Source organism: Aquabacter cavernae (assembly GCF_003993795.1).
GTDB classification, from domain to species: Bacteria; Pseudomonadota; Alphaproteobacteria; order Rhizobiales; family Xanthobacteraceae; genus Aquabacter; species Aquabacter cavernae.
Window position 1 is genome coordinate 451,832 of sequence record NZ_RWKV01000017.1, and the last position, 17,046, is coordinate 468,877.

Here is a 17,046-nt window from a genome sequence, read left to right on the forward strand (position 1 = left end):
ACCGATGGAACAGGCTGTCGCCACCAAGGACACCAGCGCCCGCACGCCCGGCGCCCACCGTGCCCGTGACGGAGAATTCGTCTTCGACATGCGCCGCGTGAACGAGATCATGGGCGGCCCCGACTATTCGCCGGTCTATGGCGGATGCGTGGAGGGCGAGCGGATGATCGTGGCCCTCATGCGGGCCCCCGCGGGCAAGATGGGCGAGCCCCACTCCCACCCCAACGAGCAGTGGATCTTCGTGGTGGAAGGCGAGTTCGAGATGCGCCTGGAAGGCCAGACCCACAAGGTGGGGCCGGGCCATGTGATCTACATCCCCGCCAACACCGTGCACCAGGGCGGCGCCAGCCCCGGCCAGGATGCGCTGTTCTTCACCTGCAAGGACAGCTCCCACGGCCTGCACGGCATCAAGTACATCTCCTGACGCCTCCGGCGCATTTCCAACCCACGGAGGCTTCCATGCCCTTCTACAGCATCGACAACATGGACAATTCCGAGGACACGTTCGGCCCGCCCAAGAAGATGGTGGCCGGCGAGTTCATCAAGATCGGCATCGTCACCTACGGCATGGGCGAAGGCCCCGACCCGCATTTCCACCCCAATGAGGAGCAGTTCATCCTCATGCTCTCCGGCAAGGTGAATTTCATCCTCGGCGGCGAGGCGAAGGTGATCGGCCAGGGCGACATCGTGCACATTCCGCGCAATGTGGAACACGGCCTGAAAGTGGTGGAAGCGCCCGCCGTGTTCTTCGCCTGCAAGAGCCCCGTGGGCGACGGAAAATTGAGCCAGGACTACAACCAGGCCAAGGATGTGGCGGGGCTCAAGGCCCGCCTCGCGGAAGTCGTCTGACGCGCAGGTTCCCTCGTGTCCTCCTGGCGGTCGGCGGCCTTGCCCGTCGGCCGCCTTTTTTTTGTCAGGCGGCCGGTTCGGTCCAGATGGCGTTGATGCGTTCGCTCTCCAGCTTCAGCAGCGCGCAGAAGGCTTCCGCTGCCGGCGCCAGGGAACGGCGGGCGGGCTCGATCACCACCAGTTCCGTGAACAGCGGCGGATCGCACAAGGGATTGAGCTTGAAGCGGTCCTGGTTGTTGAGCGGGGTGAACATCACCCCCGGCAGGATGGTGAACCAGTCGCCGTAAAGCACCATGTCGAGGGTGCCGAGCATGGCGTCCAGCTCCACATAGCGCTGGATGCGGGCCTCGGCGGACACGAAATAGGTGTCGAGGGTGGTGCGCCGCGTGTTCTGCGGCTTGGGCAGCACCACGCGGATGGGGCCGAGATCCCTGAGGCGGATGGGCACCAGGGGCTCCAGGCGCGATTGCTTGGAGGAGACCAGCACCTCCGGCGTGCGCAGGAAACGCCCCACCTTCAGGCCCAGCGGATTGGGCAAGGCGGGCACCACCGCGAAGTCCAGCTCGCCCGCCAGCACCTGCCGGGTGAGGATGGCGCTTTCCGCCTCCGTCACATCGACGATGATGTTGGGGTTGAGATCGAGGAAGCGCGAGAGCGCGGGCGCGATGGCCCGGCGGATCAAGGTGGGGGGAATGCCCACGCGGATCTCGCCGGAAAAGCCCTCGTCGTAGGCATGCAGGGCGGTTTCGGCTTCCTGATGGACGCGCAGAATGTCCAGGCATTTGCGGTAATAGCCGTCGCCCGCGGGCGTGGGGCTCACGCTGGAGGCGCCGCGAATGAACAGGCGGACCCCCGATCCCTCCTCCAGCTTGCGGATATGCTGGGATACCCCCGACTGGGTGGCGTTCTCGCGCTTGGCGGCAGCCGTGAAGGAGCGTTCCTCATAGGCCGCCACAAACAGGCGGATGCCCCGCAGGCTATCCGACACCGACCCCTCCGTTCCTGCCTCCGAGGCGCTGCGGCCCCAAGGCTCTGGCTCCCTGATTCCGGCATCTTTCCGCAGAACGGCGCCGGGCGCCAGAAGGGGAGAGGAGAGGCAGGCGCTATCGCGCCGAATGGCGCATCAGCTCGGCCCGGGTCTTCCCGCCCAGAAGGCGCGCACGCCAGGCGCCCGCTTCAACCATGCCGGCGATCACGTCCGCCAGCACCTCGGCCACCGCCTGGCTGCCGCGCACATTCATGGTGCGCTGGGAGACCACCACGGAGAGGCGCCAGGAGGGCGTGGGATCCACGATGGGCAGCGCCACCACCTGCCCGTGGCCGATCTCCTCGGTGAAGGCGAAATGGGGCATCACCGCCGCATGCCCCGAGCAGCACACCATCTTCACGATGGCCGGAAGGCTGTCGCAATCGATGGCGTTGAGGGTGCCGTTATGCCGGGCGGCATGCTGCTCCATGACCGTGCGCAGCACATTGGGGCGGCCGGGCAGCACCACGAGATGCTCCAGCAACTCGCCAAAGCCGATGGCATCGCGGCTGGCCAAAGGATGGTCCGGCGCGACGCAGAGCATGAGGTCCTCGCTCATCATCTCCGTCCAGGCCACATGCTCGAACGCCTTGTGGTCATAGAGCAGCGCCACGTCCAGGCGCCCGGCCTGGATGTAGTCGTCCAGATAGGAGGTCATGGCCTCCACCAGATGGAGCGTGATGTTGGGCTGGCGCCGGGCGATGGCCTGGAACAGCGGATGCGACAAGCCCCGGCAAGCGGAGGTGGGCAGGCCCACGGAGACCCGGCCCGAGGGATTGGTGGACTGGGAGCGGATCACGTCCTTCGCCCGGTCCACCTCCTGCAGGATGCGGCGGGCATGGTCGTAAAATTGCTGTCCAAGCTCGGTGGTGGTCACGCCGCGCGCGTGGCGCACCAGAAGGTCAACGCCCAGCTCTTCTTCGAGATGCTTCATCTGCTGGCTGAGGGATGGTTGCGAGATCCGAAGGACCTCCGCCGCCCGCGAGAAATTTCCGTTCTCTGCAATCTGAACGAAGTATTTGAGCTGTCGAAAGTCCATACGCCACCTGTCTGATGCCGCATCATTTGGAAGGTCGGAGGAATTTGTCAACTTGCTTGAATAATCATCATGTGCACAAACTATGCGCATGTCGGAAAAAATTATCTAATAAAATCATATATTTATATCATAATTCCAGAGATACGAATTGCCTATCATGCCAATCAATAGGTTCTACCTATATCAATGATTGGAATTCGGTCTTTGTCATCGCACCCCTTATGATCGAGCGTTGTCTTCGCAGATGAGACGAATAGGCCGAACCACGGTCAGAAATCCTGTAGACCAGCAGGGGAACACAATGCTTCCGGATAAGATTTTGCGCGGCCACGTCCTGGCCGCAACGCTCGCGCTCGCCCTGTCGTCCGGTACGGCCCTTGCCCAGCAGCAACCCTGCATCGGCAATTCGGCCGCCATCACCGGCCCCGCCGCCTTCGGCGGCATGGCCATCAAGATGGGTGCCGAGATCGCCATCGACGAGATCAACGAAAAGGGCGGCGTGCTCGGGCAGAAGCTGCGCTTCGTCCAGTATGACGATGCCGGCGCCCCGCCGCGCGGCGTGGATAATACCCGCCGCATCGCCATGTCCGACAAGTGCGTCGCCATCCTCGGCGGCTACCACTCCACGGTGGCGGTGGCCCAGGCCCAGGTGGTGAACGAGATCGGCATCCCCTATCTCGGCGTGCTCGCCGCCAACACCAAGGCCGTGGAGAACGGCGCCAACCCCAATTACATGTTCCGCGTCTCGGCGAAGGACAAGTGGGTGGCCCGCTTCCTGGTGGAGCAGGCGCTGAAAGCCTCCAAGACCGGCAAGATCGCGTTCTTCTATGAGAATACCGGCTGGGGCAACGGCGCCGTGCCGGACGTGAAGGACGCCATGGCCAAGGCCGGCAAGGAACTGGTGGCCCTGGAGACCTTCAACTGGAACGACCCGGACATGAGCCCCCAGGTCATCCGCGCCCGTGACGCGGGCGCCGACGTGGTGCTGTTCTGGGCCCTGGACCGGGAAGGCAACCAGATCCTGCGCTCCATGGACAAGGTCGGCTACAAGCCCACCGTCATCGGCGCCTGGGGCATCGCCGGTAATCTCGGCGAACTGGCCGGCCCGCTGGCAGACGGCGTGCAGGTGGTGCAGACCTTCACCTTCATGGGCGACATGGATCCCAAGAAGAAGGCCCTCTGGGACAAGCTGAAGGCCAAGTACAACCTGAAGGATCCGTCCGAGGTGAAGATGCCCTCCGGCGTCGCCAACGCCTATGACGCGGTCTATATCCTGGCCGACGCCATCAAGAAGGCCGGCGCCTTCGACTGGAAGAAGGTCCATGACGCCCTCTACACGGTGAACATGGACGGCATCGTCGCGGAATATAAACCCGCCTTCGTTGCCTCCGACCCGGAGCGCCAGGACGCCATCCTGCCCAAATACTACAAGCTGACGGTGTGGGTGGACGGCAAGCTGCTGCCCCTGGAGCAGACCAAGTACGGCAAGGCGAACTGAGGGGGCGGGCCGCTCCGGCCCTCCCGCTCACCTCCGAGACCTCGCCTTCCCCCTCCCTATCCCTCCCCCGCAAGCGGGAGAGGGAACCGGTCGCGCGGTATCGGAAGTCCTCACACATATGCCTCGGCGCGGCACCATGTTGCCTGCCGGAGCGCCCTGCTCCCTCTCCCGCTTGCGGGGGAGGGGTGGGGAGGGGGCCTCGCCCGGCGGGCGCCCCCAACCCCACATCCATGGCAGCCATCACACGGGCGGCGCGATGACAACCTTCCTTCAATATACCCTCTCGGGCCTTGCCATCGGCGGCATCTATGCCCTGGTGGCGCTCGGTTTCCACATCATGTGGAGCGCGGCAAAGGCGGTGAACTTCGCCCATGGCGACACGCTCATGATCGGCGCCGTCCTGGCGGTGATCGGGATCGACGTGGGGCTGCCGCTCTGGCTCGCCTGCCTCCTCGCCATCGTGGCGGGCGGCGTGTTCGGCGTGCTGCTGGAGCGCTTCGCGGTGCGCCCCTTCCTGGGCGGCGCCACCTCCATCGGCTGGATGCTCACCACCATCGCGGTCGGCATCATGATCGAGAGCCTCGCCACCATGCAGTTCGGCGGCTTCTCGCGCGCCCTGCCCTCCCCCGGCGTGGCGCAGGCGGTGCATATTTTCGGCGCGGGCGTCTATCCGCAGGAATTGCTCATCCCGGTGGTGGCGCTGATCGCCATGGCGGGCCTGAAGCTCATGCAGAAGCGCACCCTCATCGGCCGTGCCATGCAGGCGGTGGCCCATGACAAGCGCGCAGCGGCGCTGGTGGGCATCGACGTGGACCGCATCGTCGCCTTCTCCTTCGGCCTGTCCGCCCTGTTCGGCGCGGCGGCGGGCGTGCTGGTGGCCCCGGTGATCCAGGCTTCCGCCACCATGGGCGCGCTCATCGGCCTGAAGGGCTTCGCGGTGGCCATCATCGGCGGCATCACCTCGGCCCCCGGCGTGGTGATTGCGGGCCTCGCCTTCGGCGTCATGGAGAAATTCGTGGAGGGCTACATCTCCACCGCGGCCCGCGAGATCATCGGCTTCTCCGTCATGATCCTGGTCCTGCTCGCCTTCCCGCAGGGCCTCTTCGGCAAGAAGGAGGTCATGAAGGTATGAAACACCTCCATACTCTCGGCTTCCTCGCCTTCGCGGCGTGGCTCGTGGCCGTGCCGGTCATGGCCGGCAACGAATACGAGCTGCGGCTCTTCATGCTGTTCCTCATCTATGGGGTGATCGCGGTCGGGCTCAACGTTCTGGTGGGGCTCACGGGCCTCGTCTCCCTCGGCCAGGCCGGCCTGTTCGCGCTCGGCTCCTATACGGGCGCCATCCTCGCCACCCGCGCCGGGTTCGACATGATCTCGGCCTCGCTCGCCGCCGCCGTGGTGGCCGGGCTGTTCGGGGTGCTGCTGGCCTATCCCACGGTGCGCGTGCGCGGCGTCTATCTCGCCGTGGTCACCATCGCCTTCGGCATCATCGTGGAGAATGTCGCCATCGAGTGGCAGTCGCTCACGGGCGGCACCACGGGCATCACCTCCATCCCCGCCCCCAACGCCTTCGGCTGGCGCCTGTCGGGCTACGCCTTCTACGGCGTGCTGGCGGTGACGCTGTTCCTCGCCACCCTCGCCACCCACAACCTGAAGACCTCGCGCTTCGGCCGCGCCATGCTGGCGGTGTCGCAGAGCGAGACGGCGGCGCGGGCGCTCGGCATCGACGCCACCGGCGTGCGCACCCTCGCCTTCGTGGTGGCGGCCGTGACGGCGGGCCTCGCGGGCACCTTCTACGCCTTCCTCAACGCCTATATCTCCCCCGACATCTTCACCTTCTCCGACAGCGTGCGCTTCCTGCTCATGGTCATCCTGGGCGGCGCGGCCACCACGTTCGGGCCGGTTCTGGGGGCGTATCTCCTCACCTACCTGCCGGAACTGCTCCAGCAATTCGCCCTCTGGCAGAAGTTTGCCTATGGCGCGCTGCTGCTGCTGGTCATGTTCGCTTTGCCCAAGGGCATCCTGGGCACCCTCGCCGGACTGGTGAAGCGGTTCCGGCCGACCGCCCGGGCCGTCTCCATCGTCGGTGCGGTGCCCGCCGAGGAGAGCCTGCGCCAGCCGGACAAGGCGCTGGCCGCGGAACTGGTGGCGCGCGGCCTCACGGTGCGCTTCGGCGGCCTCACCGCGCTGTCCAACGCCTCCGTGCGGGTGAAGGGCGGCGAGGTGCATGCGCTCATCGGCCCGAACGGTGCCGGCAAGTCCACCTTCGTCAACACCATCTCCGGCTTCTACCGTCCGGCGGAGGGCGATTGTGAACTGGACGGGGTGACGCTCACCGGCCTGAAGTCCCACCAGATCGCCCGCGTCGGCCTCTCCCGCACCTTCCAGAACACGGAATTGTTCGGCGAGATGACCGTGCTGGAGAATGTCATCGCCGGCTATCAGCGCCGCCTCACCTATTCGGTGGTGGATGCGGTGCTGCGCACCCCGCGCATGCGGCGCGAGGAGGCGGAGGCGCGCCGGGTGGCCATCGGCCTGCTGGCCTTCGTGGGGCTGGAAGACTACGCGAACGAGGCTGCCCGCTTCCTGCCCTTCGGGCTCCAGCGGCGGCTGGAGATCGCCCGCGCGCTTGCCGCCAAGCCTCGCCTGCTGCTGCTGGACGAGCCCGCTGCCGGTCTCACCACCCAAGAGATCGACGACCTCGAGGCGGTCATCCGGCGCATTGCGTCGCTGGGCATCTCGGTGCTGCTCATCGAGCACCATGTGGACCTGATCATGGCGGTGGCGGACACCGTGACCGTCCTCGACTACGGGCAGGTCATCGCCAGCGACACGCCCAGCGTGGTGCAGGACGACCCCAAGGTGATCGAGGCCTATTTCGGCACCTCGCTCCACGGCGCGGAAGGGGAGAAGGTGGCATGAGCGGACCCATCAGCGAGACCCTTCTGGACATCAAGAGCCTGGAACTGCGCTACGGCGCGGCGGTGGCGGTGCGCGACATCTCGCTCACCGTGCGGCGCGGGCAATTGGTGGCGGTGATCGGCAATAACGGGGCGGGCAAGTCCTCTTTGGTGCGCGGCGCCTCCGGCCTCGTGCGCCCCTCCGGCGGCACCGTCACCTTCAAGGGCGAGGACACGACGCGCCTGCCTGCCCACAAGAAGGTGGCGCGCGGCCTCGTCATGGTGCCCGAAGGCCGCCTCCTCTTCCCCGACCAGAGCGTCGAGGACAACCTGATCCTCGGCGCCTATGCCCATGGCGGCCTGAAGGGCGAGAAGGCGCGCGCGGCGCTGGAGCGGGTCCTCACCCTGTTCCCGCGCCTGAAGGAACGCCTCGCCCAGCAGGCGGGCTCCATGTCCGGCGGCGAGCAGCAGATGCTCGCCATCGCACGCGGCCTCATGGGCGATCCCGAGCTACTCATCATCGACGAGCTGTCGCTGGGCCTCGCGCCGAAGATCGTGGACCAGCTCATGGGCGTGCTCACCGACCTCAACAAGGCCGGGCTCACCATCCTGCTGGTGGAGCAGCTCGCCTCCTATGCCCTCGCCATCGCCGACGCGGCCTATGTCATCGCCAATGGCCGCGTCGCCCGCTCCGGCCCCGCCGCGGAATTGGCCCGCGACCCGGAGGTGATGGCCGCCTTCCTCGGCAAGAAGGCTCCGCGCGCCGCCTAGAGCGCGATCCGTTCAGATGGAAGCAGTCTGCTTCCACCTGAACGGTGAATCGCTCTCTCACTTTTTGAAATGAGGCGGATTCAGTGTTGAGACGGGATCGCAGAGCGATTCCATCTCAACACATCCGGCTCAAAGCGCGATCCGCCCGGCGGCCAGCCGCCGGGTCCTTGATCCCGAACCCTGGCGGCCCTGCCGCCGGAACGTCCCTTCCGGGCGAACGACCCCCCTCGCCTTCTTCACCCCAAGCCTGCCCAAAGGAGCCTGACATGGCCAAGAAAGTGATCGACCTCTCCCTCCTCATCGAGGACAACATGCCGGCCCATAAGATGTTTCAGCGGCCGGTCATCACCACCCATCTCAGCCACGAAAGCTCCAAGTCGTTCGACCTCGGCGTGCCCGGCGACGCCATGACCTTCCAGACCAATTTCATCGCCATGCTCGACCATGTGGGCACCCATGTGGACGCCTATCGCCACGTCAATCCCGATGGCGCGCCCATCGACGAGATGCCGCTGGAGATGTTCATGGGCAAGGCGGTGTGCTTCGACCTGCGCCACATCCCCGATCTCGGCGATATCACCGTGGCCGACATGGAAGCGGCGGAGAAGGCGGCCGGCGTGAAGGTGGACGGGCACATCGTGCTTCTGTGCACGGGCTTCCACAACCGCAACTATCCGTCCCTGGATTCCGTCTGGAAGAACCCGCTGCTCACCGCCGAGGCCACCAAGTGGCTGCATGAGCGCGGCTCCAAGATGCATGGCGTGGAAGGCCCCTCCACCGACAAGCCCACGGACAACATCTTCGCCCAGCACCGCCTGTGCCGTGACCTCGGCATGAGCCACTGGGAGTGGCTGGTGAACCTGGAAGAGCTGGTGGGCAAGGGCGAGTTCCAGTTCTTCGGCGCACCGCTGAAGTTCAAGGGCGGCTCCGGCTCCCCGGTCCGCGCCTTCGCCCTGCTGGAGTCCTGAGCGGACCTTCCTTCCGTCGGATTGCGCCTCATGCCCTGACGGCGGCGCAATCCGGGGCCGGGTGGCGGACTGTCCCGCCATCCGGCCCCGGCACCGACGGGAAGACGGATTAAGACCCGATCCATCCGAACACGCCGGAGAGGCTGCCATGTCCGCCGAATTCGACACCATGAGCGCCATGGAGCTGCGCCGCCGCATCGCCGCGCGGGAGATCTCCCCGGTGGACCTCACGCGCCGCGCGCTGGACAAGGCGCAGGCGACGCAGGACAGCCTCAACGCCTTCTTCTTCCTCGTGCCCGAGGAAGCCATGGCTGCCGCCCGCGTGGCGGAGGATGCGGTGATGAAGGGCGCTCCCCTCGGCCTCATCCACGGCCTGCCCTTCTCGGCCAAGGACCTCATGGCGGTGGGCGGCAAGCCCTATGCCTCCGGCTCGAAAACCATGGCCGGGAACGTGGCCGCCGCCGACGCCCCCGCCGTGGAACGCGCGAAGGCGGCGGGCGGCATTCTCATCGGCAAGACCACCACCAGCGAATTCGGCTGCAAGCCGGTGGGCGACAGCCCCCTCACGGGCATCACCCGCCATCCCTGGAACCTCGCAAAGACCCCCGGCGGATCGAGCGCGGGGGCGGCGGCGTCCGTGGCGGCGGGCATCACCCCTTTCGCGCTGGGAACGGACGGCGGCGGCTCCATCCGCATCCCCTGCGCCTTCACCGGCCTTGCCGGGCTGAAGGGGCATTTCGGCCGCGTCCCCGTCTGGCCCGCCTCCGCCACCCCGACCCTTGCCCATGTGGGGCCCATCGCACGTTCCATGGAGGATGCGGCCCTCCTGTTCTCGGCCATTGCCGGCCATGACCGGCGCGACCCGTTCGGCGTCGCGGGGCCGGTGCCGGACGTGCTGGGCGCGGCCAAGGCATCGGTGGCGGGGCTTCGCGTCGCCTACAGCCCCACGCTGGGCTACGCCCGCCCCGACCCGGAAGTGGTGGAGATCACCCGCCGGGCGGCCCGCACGCTCCAGGATCTCGGCTGCCATGTGGAGGAGGTGGAGACCGTCTTCGACACCGACCCCGCCGATTTGTGGACCGCCGAATTCTATGCGGGCGTCGGCATCCGCCTACGGTCCTTCGTGGAGACCCAGCGCGACCTGCTGGATCCCGCCGTGGCTGATGTTCTGGAAGGCGCCCTCTCCCAGGAGATGCGGGCCTATTACACCAGCGTGTTCGAGCGCTACGCCCTACGCGAGAAGATGCGGCTCTTCTTCGAGCGCTACGACCTGCTGGTCTCGCCGGTCCTGCCCGTGACCTCACTGGATGCGGGACTGGACATTCCCCCCTCCCTGCCCGACCGCAACCTCGTCTCGTGGGTCTTCTACACCTATCCCTTCAACCTCACGGGCCAGCCGGCGGGCGCGGTGTGCGCGGGCATCGCCGCCGATGGCATGCCAGTGGGCCTGCAGATCGTCGGGCGCACCTATAGCGAAGCGGACGTGGTGCGCGCCGCAGCCGCCTATGAGCGCGCGCAGCCGCCCGGCTACAATGTGCGCTCTTTCCCCGGCTGAAGCCGACGCACCGTCGGCCCGTACCGCACGCTGACGCAAGCCCCGCCGCCGATCTTCTCCGGGCCGGAATTACCCCGGACATGCAGCCCCCTAGCCTTCCGCCCACGCGGCCGGGAGCGGGGCGGCATTGGCGTGTCCGCACATGCAATCCTGGATTAAATACACGGAAATATTCGCCTGAAAGCCGCAGGAAGCGGATTTAAATCATACCGACATGGTTCGTTGGATACACCGAAGAAATCCAGGCATAGTGCGCCCCACGGCAACGGGGTGCGCGTTGCCGGAACCTTTTTTCTACACATTGCGCCCGGCACCCCGGCAGATGGGCAGGGGGTGCGGAAAACGACAGCGTCCAACGGTTGCGAGAGGCCGGAGAGGGAAATGCAGAAGACACAATCGCGCGGCTTCTGGATGGCCAACCTGCCTGTGCAGTGGAAGCTGGCCGTCGTCATCGCCTTTCTGATCGGGCTTCTGCTGGTCGTCCTCGGCTACAGCACCCTTGCGGTGCAGACCGCCATGGAAACCCAGCGGCAAGGCGAATATCTCGCCCAGGCCATCAACCAGACCAACATCACGGCGCGCACCATCTCACGCCGGCAGGTTGCCCTGCTGCGGCTCGTGTTCGAGGGCACCGAAACCTCGCAGAAGACCTTCGATGCCGCGAATGTGGAGGTGGGCACGGCCTTTGCCGAGCTTCGCCATATGCTGGAAAACGACCCGGCGCTGTACCAGCCCGTGGAGCGCGCCTCCACCGCGAACGAGCAATGGTCGCGCGGCGCCGCCCTGCCCCTGCTGCAACTGGCGGAGCGGCTGCGCGCCGGCGTGGCCAATCCCAGCGAGCGCGACCTGTCCCTGGCCGCCTTCCTGATGGCCGAGACTCAGGAGGGAGGCAGCCGCAGGATCGTCGCCTCGCTGGACACCGTGATCAAGGTGGCGGATGCCCGCCTCAAGACGGCGCGGGAAGAACTCCAGGAGCGCGAAACCCAGCTCACTTACATCAACGTCATCGCGCTCGTGCTGATGTTCATCGCCGGCATCGCCGCCTTCTTCATGGCCAGCGCCTTCATCGCCCGCCCGCTGCGCCATCTGGCGGAACTGATGGAGCGGCTGGCCGGGCACGACCATTCCATCGAGATCCCCTACCAGAACCGCAGCGATGAGGTGGGCACCATCAGCCGCGCGCTCGGCGTGTTCAAGGACATGTCGGTCGCCACCTACAATGACGACTGGGTGAAGACGGGCGTCGCCGCCCTCTCCGCAAAGGTCCAGCAAGCGGATGACCTGCGGACCTTCGGCAATGTGCTGCTCCAGGAATTGTCGCCCCGCCTCAAGGCGGGTGTGGCCGTGTTCTTCTCCCATGACGAGACCAAGGGCGAGCTGAACCTGCTGGGGACCTACGGCTATCGCGAGCGGCGCCACCTCACCACCGACTATCGCATCGGCGAGGGGCTGGTGGGACAGTGCGCGCTGGAGCGCAAGCCGATCCTCCTCTCGCCGGTGCCCGAGGATTTCGTCCGCATCCATTCCGGCACCGGCGAGGCCAGCCCGCGCGCGATCCTGGTGGTGCCCGTCCTGGTGAAGGACCGCCTGCTGGGCGTGCTGGAGTTGGCGAGCTTCGAGGCGTTCGACGCGGTGCGCCAGCGCCTCGTGGAGGAAGCCTCCATCGTCGTCGGCCTGTCCATGGACAATCTCATGCGGGCCCTGCGCACCCGGGAACTGCTGGACAGCAGCCAGCGCCAGGCCCGGGAGCTGCAGGCGGCCGAGGAGGAGTTGCGCGTCCAGCAGGAAGAGCTGCGCGTCACCAACGACCAGCTCCAGCAGCAGTCCCAGCGCCTCATCGCCTCCGAGGAGGAATTGCGTGTCCAGGCCCAGGAGTTGCAGAAGTCCAACGAGGATCTGAAGCAGCATTCGGATGCGGTGACCGAGCAGAAGAGCCGCCTGGAGGCCCTCCAGCGGGAAACCGAGACCAAGGCAGCGGACCTGGAGCGGGCCAACCAGTACAAGTCCCAGTTCCTGGCCAACATGTCCCACGAGTTGCGCACCCCCCTCAACAGCATGCTCATCCTCTCCCAGGACCTTGCCGAGAACCGCTCCGGCAACCTGGACGAGGAGCAGGTGGAATCCGCCTCCATCATCCATTCCAGCGGCTCGAACCTGCTACGCCTCATCAACGAGATCCTCGACCTGTCCAAGGTGGAGGCGGGCAAGATGGACTTGGCGCGCGAGCCCGTGCGCATCTCCGCCTTCGCCCAGCGCATGGAGCGCAACTTCCGCCATGTGGCGCAGGAGAAGGGCATCGACTTCTCCATCCAATCCACCGACGGGACGCCCGACACCATCATCACCGACGACGGCAAGCTGGAGCAGATCACCAACAACCTGCTGGGCAATGCCTTCAAGTTCACCGCCCAGGGCTTCGTGAAAGTGACCTTCTCCGCCGCCGACGACGGAAAGGGCCTGGCGCTCGACGTGACAGACACCGGCATCGGCATTCCCGCGGGCAAGCTCGACGCCGTCTTCGAGGCGTTCGAGCAGGTGGATGCCAGCACCCGGCGCCAGTTCGGCGGAACCGGGCTCGGGCTCGCCATTTCCCGCAGCCTCGCCACCCTGCTGGGCGGCACCCTCACCGTGCAGAGCACCGAGGGCGAAGGCACCACCTTCCGCCTCACCTTGCCCGTGGGATCGGTGGAGGGCATGGCCGCGCACGCATTCGACCACCCTGCTTCCGCCCCGTCCACGGGGCCCGCGCCGAAGCCGCTCCTGCCCCGCACCGTCCGCGCCGTGGCGGATGACCGGGACGTGCTGGAAGACGACGTTGCGCGCATCCTCGTCATCGAGGATGACCCCGTCTTCGCCCGCACGCTCACCAATATCGTGCGGCGCAAGGGCTATCAGGTGCTGGCGGCCATAGACGGCCAGAGCGGGCTCGACCTCGCGCGCGCCTACAAGCCCACGGGCATCCTCCTCGACATCATGCTGCCCGAGATGGACGGCTGGACGGTCATCGAGCGCCTGAAGCAGGATCCGGCCACGCGCCATATTCCCGTGCACATCGTCTCCGCGCTGGAGGAGGCCCCGCGCGGACGGCAGATGGGCGCCATCGGCTTCCTCACCAAGCCCGTCAGCTCCGACCAGCTTTCCGAGGCCCTGGCCGCCCTCACCCATTTCGCCGCCGACCGGCAGCGCCGCGTCCTCGTGGTGGATGACGACGAGACCTCCCGCATCGCCGTCCAGAAGCTGCTGTCGCGCGACGGCACGCAGGTGGTCTTCGCCGCCAGCGGCGAGGAAGCGGTGGAGCGCATCGAGGACACCGATCTGGACTGCATCGTGCTCGACCTCGGCCTGCCCGGCATGTCCGGCTTCGATGTGCTGGAACGCCTCGCGGAGCGCCCCCGGCAGGTGCCCGTGGTCATCTATTCCGGCCGCGACCTCACCAATGAGGAAAGCCTGCGCCTGCGGGGCTATACGGACAGCATCGTCATCAAGGGCGCGCTCTCGCCCGAGCGCCTTCTGGACGAGGTGAGCCTGTTCCTGCACAGCGTCCGCCACGAGCCCATGGCCCTGCCCGCCAATCCCGATGGGGACATGGAAGGCCGCCAGGTGCTGCTGGTGGATGACGACATGCGCAACATCTATGCCCTGGCCAAGGTGCTGCGCGGCAAGGGCATGGTGGTGACCCTGGCCCAGGACGGCGCCAAGGCGCTGGCGCAGCTCGATGCCCATCCCGAGCTGGAGATCGTGCTCATGGACATCATGATGCCGGTCATGGACGGCTATGAGGCCATGACCGAGATCCGCAAGCGCGGCGGCATCTTCGCCAAGCTGCCCATCATCGCGCTCACCGCCAAGGCCATGAAGGATGACCGCGAGAAATGCCTCGCGGCGGGGGCGAGCGACTATATGTCGAAGCCCATCGACGTGCCGCGCCTTCTGTCCATGATCCGCGCCTGGCTGCCCAACAGATGACCGAGGAAGACGACCATCTGGCGCTGGAAGCCATCGAGGTCGACCTCTTCATCGAGGCCATGCTCCGGCGCTACGGCTATGACTTCCGTGACTATGGCCGGACCTCGCTGACACGCCGCGTGCGCAATCTGGCGCAGCAGTTCGGCACCGGCACCATCAGCGCGCTGACCGCCCTCGTTCTCCATTCGCCCGAGCGCATCGGCGAGGTGATCGGCGGCCTGTCCGTGCCCGCCTCCGACTTCTTTCGCGATCCGGCCATCTTCCGGGCCCTGAAGGCCCATGTGTTCCCGGTTCTGGCCTCCTATGCCCGCATCACCATCTGGCAGGCGGGCTGTGCACGCGGGGAAGAGGTCTATTCCCTGGCGATCCTGCTGAAGGAAGCCGGGCTCTACGAAAAGAGCCGGATCTTCGCCACCGACATTTCCGAAACCTCGCTCGCCAGCGCCCAGGAAGGCATCTTCCCCCTGTCGGACATGCGCGATGCCAGCCGGCGTTATTTTGAGAGCGGCGGCACCCAGAGCCTCTCGGCCCATTATCACGCCCGTTACGAGCGGGCGAAACTTGACCGGGGCCTTATCGACAATGTCACGTTCGCGGAGCACAATCTGGTCACTGACGGTGTATTCTGCGAGGCGCATCTGATCCTGTGCCGCAATGTTATGATCTATTTCAACGACCGCCTGCAGGCCCGCGTGCTGAATCTGTTTGCGGATACGCTGGTGCGCGGCGGCTTCCTCTGCGTCGGCGACCGCGAGAATTTGCGCGTCGCGGGTGCATCGCTGTTCCGCCCCGTGGAAGGGGCGCCATCCGTTTTCCGCCTCCGCAGCCCGGTCGAACCGCCATGACAGTCATTGTGATCGGCAGTTCCGCGGGCGGCCCCCAGGCCCTGCATGACCTGCTCCCCCTGCTGAAGCCCGGCCTTGCCGCGCCGCTCATCATCGTGAGCCATGTGGGGGAGAATATGGGTGACCTTTTGACCGAAGGACTTGCCCGCACCTGCACGCTTCCGGTCCGTATCGCCGCAGAGCGCATGCCGGTGGAACCGGGCGTCGTACATGTTGCCCCAAGCGGCTACCATCTTCTTATCGAACCGGATCGCCGTTTCGCCTATTCTGTCGATGAACGGATCCGCTTTTCCCGACCGTCCATCGATGTGCTGTTCGTCAGCGCGGCGGAGGTTTATCGGGACGAGCTGGTCGGAGTGGTCCTCAGCGGCGCCAATGCCGACGGCGCCGAGGGATTACGGACCATCCGGCGCCTGGGCGGGCTCGCTCTGGTGCAGGACCCGAACGAGGCCATCGTTCCCACGATGCCGCTCGCCGCTATTGAACAGGCCGGGGCCGACATCTGCGCGCCCACGGCCATCCTTGCAGCCCATATCAATTCTTATGTCCGGCCATGAACTTACCTACATCCTCCATTGCTGATACCTCCCCGCGCCCCAAGATCCTGGTGGTGGACGACATCTCCGCGAACCTCGCGGCGATGCGGCGACTGCTGGCTCATGTGAAGGCGGACCTTTACGTGGCAAGCTCGGGCAACGATGCCCTCGTCTTATGCCTCGACCATGATTTCGCGCTCATCCTGCTCGACGCCCACATGCCCGACATGGATGGGTTCGAGGTGGCGAAGCACTTGGCCGATGATCCCAGGACCTGTTCCATCCCCGTGATCTTCGTGACCGCGGCCTATCTGGACGACCTGGACCGGCTGAAGGGCTACACGTTCGGCGCGGTGGACTATATCGCCAAGCCCATCAATGACGCGGTGCTGCTCTCCAAGGTCACGGTCTTCCTCGACCTGCATGTGAGCAAGCTGCGCCTCACCGCCGCGCTGGAAGAGCTGGAGAAGCGCAACCGCCAGCTGGAAAACGAGATCGAGGAACGGCGGCGGATCGAGAAGCAGATCCGCCACATGGCGACGCACGACGCGCTGACCGGCCTCGGCAACCGCATCCTCTTCCTCGACCATCTCGGGCGCGAGGCCGCCTTCACGGACCGCCATGGCGGGCAGTTCGCGCTGCTCTATATCGACATTGACGGGTTCAAGCAGGTGAATGACGGGTTCGGCCACACGGTGGGCGACATGCTGCTGGTGGAGATCGCCCATCGCCTGCGCGCCACGGTGCGCCAGGAGGACGTGATCGCCCGCCTCAGCGGCGACGAGTTCGCGGTGCTCATCACCGCCATACCGGCGCCCGATATCGCCCTGCACAAGGCCGAGGATCTGGTTCAGACCCTGAGCATTCCCTACACGGTGTCGTCGGACGACCGGAAGGTCACGGTGACCGTGGGGGCAAGCATCGGCGTCGCCGTCTATCCGTTCCATTCCAGCGACAAGGCGGAGCTGGTCCGCATCGCGGACAAGACCATGTATGTGGCCAAGAAGGGCGGAAAGAGCACCGCCCTCCTCGCCCCCGCGCCGGAGGGCGAAGGCGCCTGAGGCGCATCGCCCATTCCATGCCCCTGCCCTG

General features: G+C 66.2%; 14 protein-coding genes. 12 read left to right on the forward strand and 2 right to left on the reverse strand.

Annotation, left to right across the window (positions count from 1 at the left end; genetic code table 11):
• Positions 1 to 4: 4 nt before the first annotated feature.
• Both EJJ38_RS20010 and EJJ38_RS20015 read left to right on the forward strand, forming a co-directional pair.
• The gene (locus EJJ38_RS20010) at positions 5 to 424 is read left to right on the forward strand and encodes a cupin domain-containing protein (RefSeq protein WP_164738594.1); all 420 of its coding nucleotides are present in this window, start codon (positions 5 to 7) and stop codon (positions 422 to 424) included.
• A gap of 35 nt (positions 425 to 459) precedes the next feature.
• Complete coding sequence (locus tag EJJ38_RS20015; protein ID WP_127092182.1) at positions 460 to 849, forward strand: cupin domain-containing protein; 390 nt, start codon at positions 460 to 462, stop codon at positions 847 to 849.
• Between the two features lie 64 nt (positions 850 to 913).
• Here the strand turns inward: EJJ38_RS20015 and EJJ38_RS20020 are convergent, their stop codons facing one another.
• On the reverse strand, positions 914 to 1,837 hold the full coding sequence (locus EJJ38_RS20020; RefSeq protein WP_245454347.1) for a LysR family transcriptional regulator: 924 nt from the start codon (positions 1,835 to 1,837) through the stop codon (positions 914 to 916).
• A 115-nt stretch (positions 1,838 to 1,952) separates the two neighbouring features.
• Positions 1,953 to 2,915 (reverse strand): LysR family transcriptional regulator, encoded by a 963-nt coding sequence (locus EJJ38_RS20025; RefSeq protein ID WP_127092184.1) that lies wholly within the window; start codon positions 2,913 to 2,915, stop codon positions 1,953 to 1,955.
• Between the two features lie 301 nt (positions 2,916 to 3,216).
• Between EJJ38_RS20025 and EJJ38_RS20030 the strand changes: the two genes are divergently transcribed.
• The 10 genes from EJJ38_RS20030 to EJJ38_RS20075 all read left to right on the forward strand — a co-directional run bounded on the left by EJJ38_RS20030 (position 3,217) and on the right by EJJ38_RS20075 (position 17,015).
• Entirely contained in the window at positions 3,217 to 4,413 is a 1,197-nt protein-coding gene (locus tag EJJ38_RS20030; RefSeq protein WP_127092185.1) for an ABC transporter substrate-binding protein, read from the forward strand.
• Positions 4,414 to 4,669: 256 nt separating this feature from the next.
• Entirely contained in the window at positions 4,670 to 5,545 is an 876-nt protein-coding gene (locus EJJ38_RS20035) for a branched-chain amino acid ABC transporter permease (protein ID WP_127092186.1), read from the forward strand.
• Entirely contained in the window at positions 5,542 to 7,335 is a 1,794-nt protein-coding gene (locus EJJ38_RS20040; RefSeq protein WP_127092187.1) for a branched-chain amino acid ABC transporter ATP-binding protein/permease, read from the forward strand. Before EJJ38_RS20035 ends, EJJ38_RS20040 begins: the two co-directional genes overlap by 4 nt.
• On the forward strand, positions 7,332 to 8,084 hold the full coding sequence (locus EJJ38_RS20045) for an ABC transporter ATP-binding protein (RefSeq protein WP_205666224.1): 753 nt from the start codon (positions 7,332 to 7,334) through the stop codon (positions 8,082 to 8,084). The genes EJJ38_RS20040 and EJJ38_RS20045 overlap by 4 nt, the downstream gene beginning before the upstream one ends.
• A 266-nt stretch (positions 8,085 to 8,350) precedes the next feature.
• The gene (locus EJJ38_RS20050; RefSeq protein WP_127092188.1) at positions 8,351 to 9,052 is read left to right on the forward strand and encodes a cyclase family protein; all 702 of its coding nucleotides are present in this window, start codon (positions 8,351 to 8,353) and stop codon (positions 9,050 to 9,052) included.
• A gap of 148 nt (positions 9,053 to 9,200) precedes the next feature.
• A complete protein-coding gene (locus EJJ38_RS20055; RefSeq protein WP_127092189.1) occupies positions 9,201 to 10,607 on the forward strand; it encodes an amidase family protein in 1,407 nt (468 codons plus the stop codon).
• Positions 10,608 to 10,988: 381 nt separating this feature from the next.
• A complete protein-coding gene (locus EJJ38_RS20060) occupies positions 10,989 to 14,573 on the forward strand; it encodes a response regulator (protein WP_127092190.1) in 3,585 nt (1,194 codons plus the stop codon).
• Positions 14,570 to 15,418, forward strand: a complete 849-nt coding sequence (locus tag EJJ38_RS20065) for a CheR family methyltransferase (RefSeq protein ID WP_127092191.1) — start codon at positions 14,570 to 14,572, stop codon at positions 15,416 to 15,418. Before EJJ38_RS20060 ends, EJJ38_RS20065 begins: the two co-directional genes overlap by 4 nt.
• Complete coding sequence (locus EJJ38_RS20070) at positions 15,415 to 15,975, forward strand: chemotaxis protein CheB (RefSeq protein ID WP_127092192.1); 561 nt, start codon at positions 15,415 to 15,417, stop codon at positions 15,973 to 15,975. The genes EJJ38_RS20065 and EJJ38_RS20070 overlap by 4 nt, the downstream gene beginning before the upstream one ends.
• Positions 15,972 to 17,015 carry a diguanylate cyclase gene (locus EJJ38_RS20075; RefSeq protein ID WP_127092193.1) on the forward strand — a complete coding sequence of 348 codons (1,044 nt, stop codon included), beginning with the start codon at positions 15,972 to 15,974 and terminating at the stop codon, positions 17,013 to 17,015. The genes EJJ38_RS20070 and EJJ38_RS20075 overlap by 4 nt, the downstream gene beginning before the upstream one ends.
• The last annotated feature ends 31 nt before the right edge of the window (positions 17,016 to 17,046 follow it).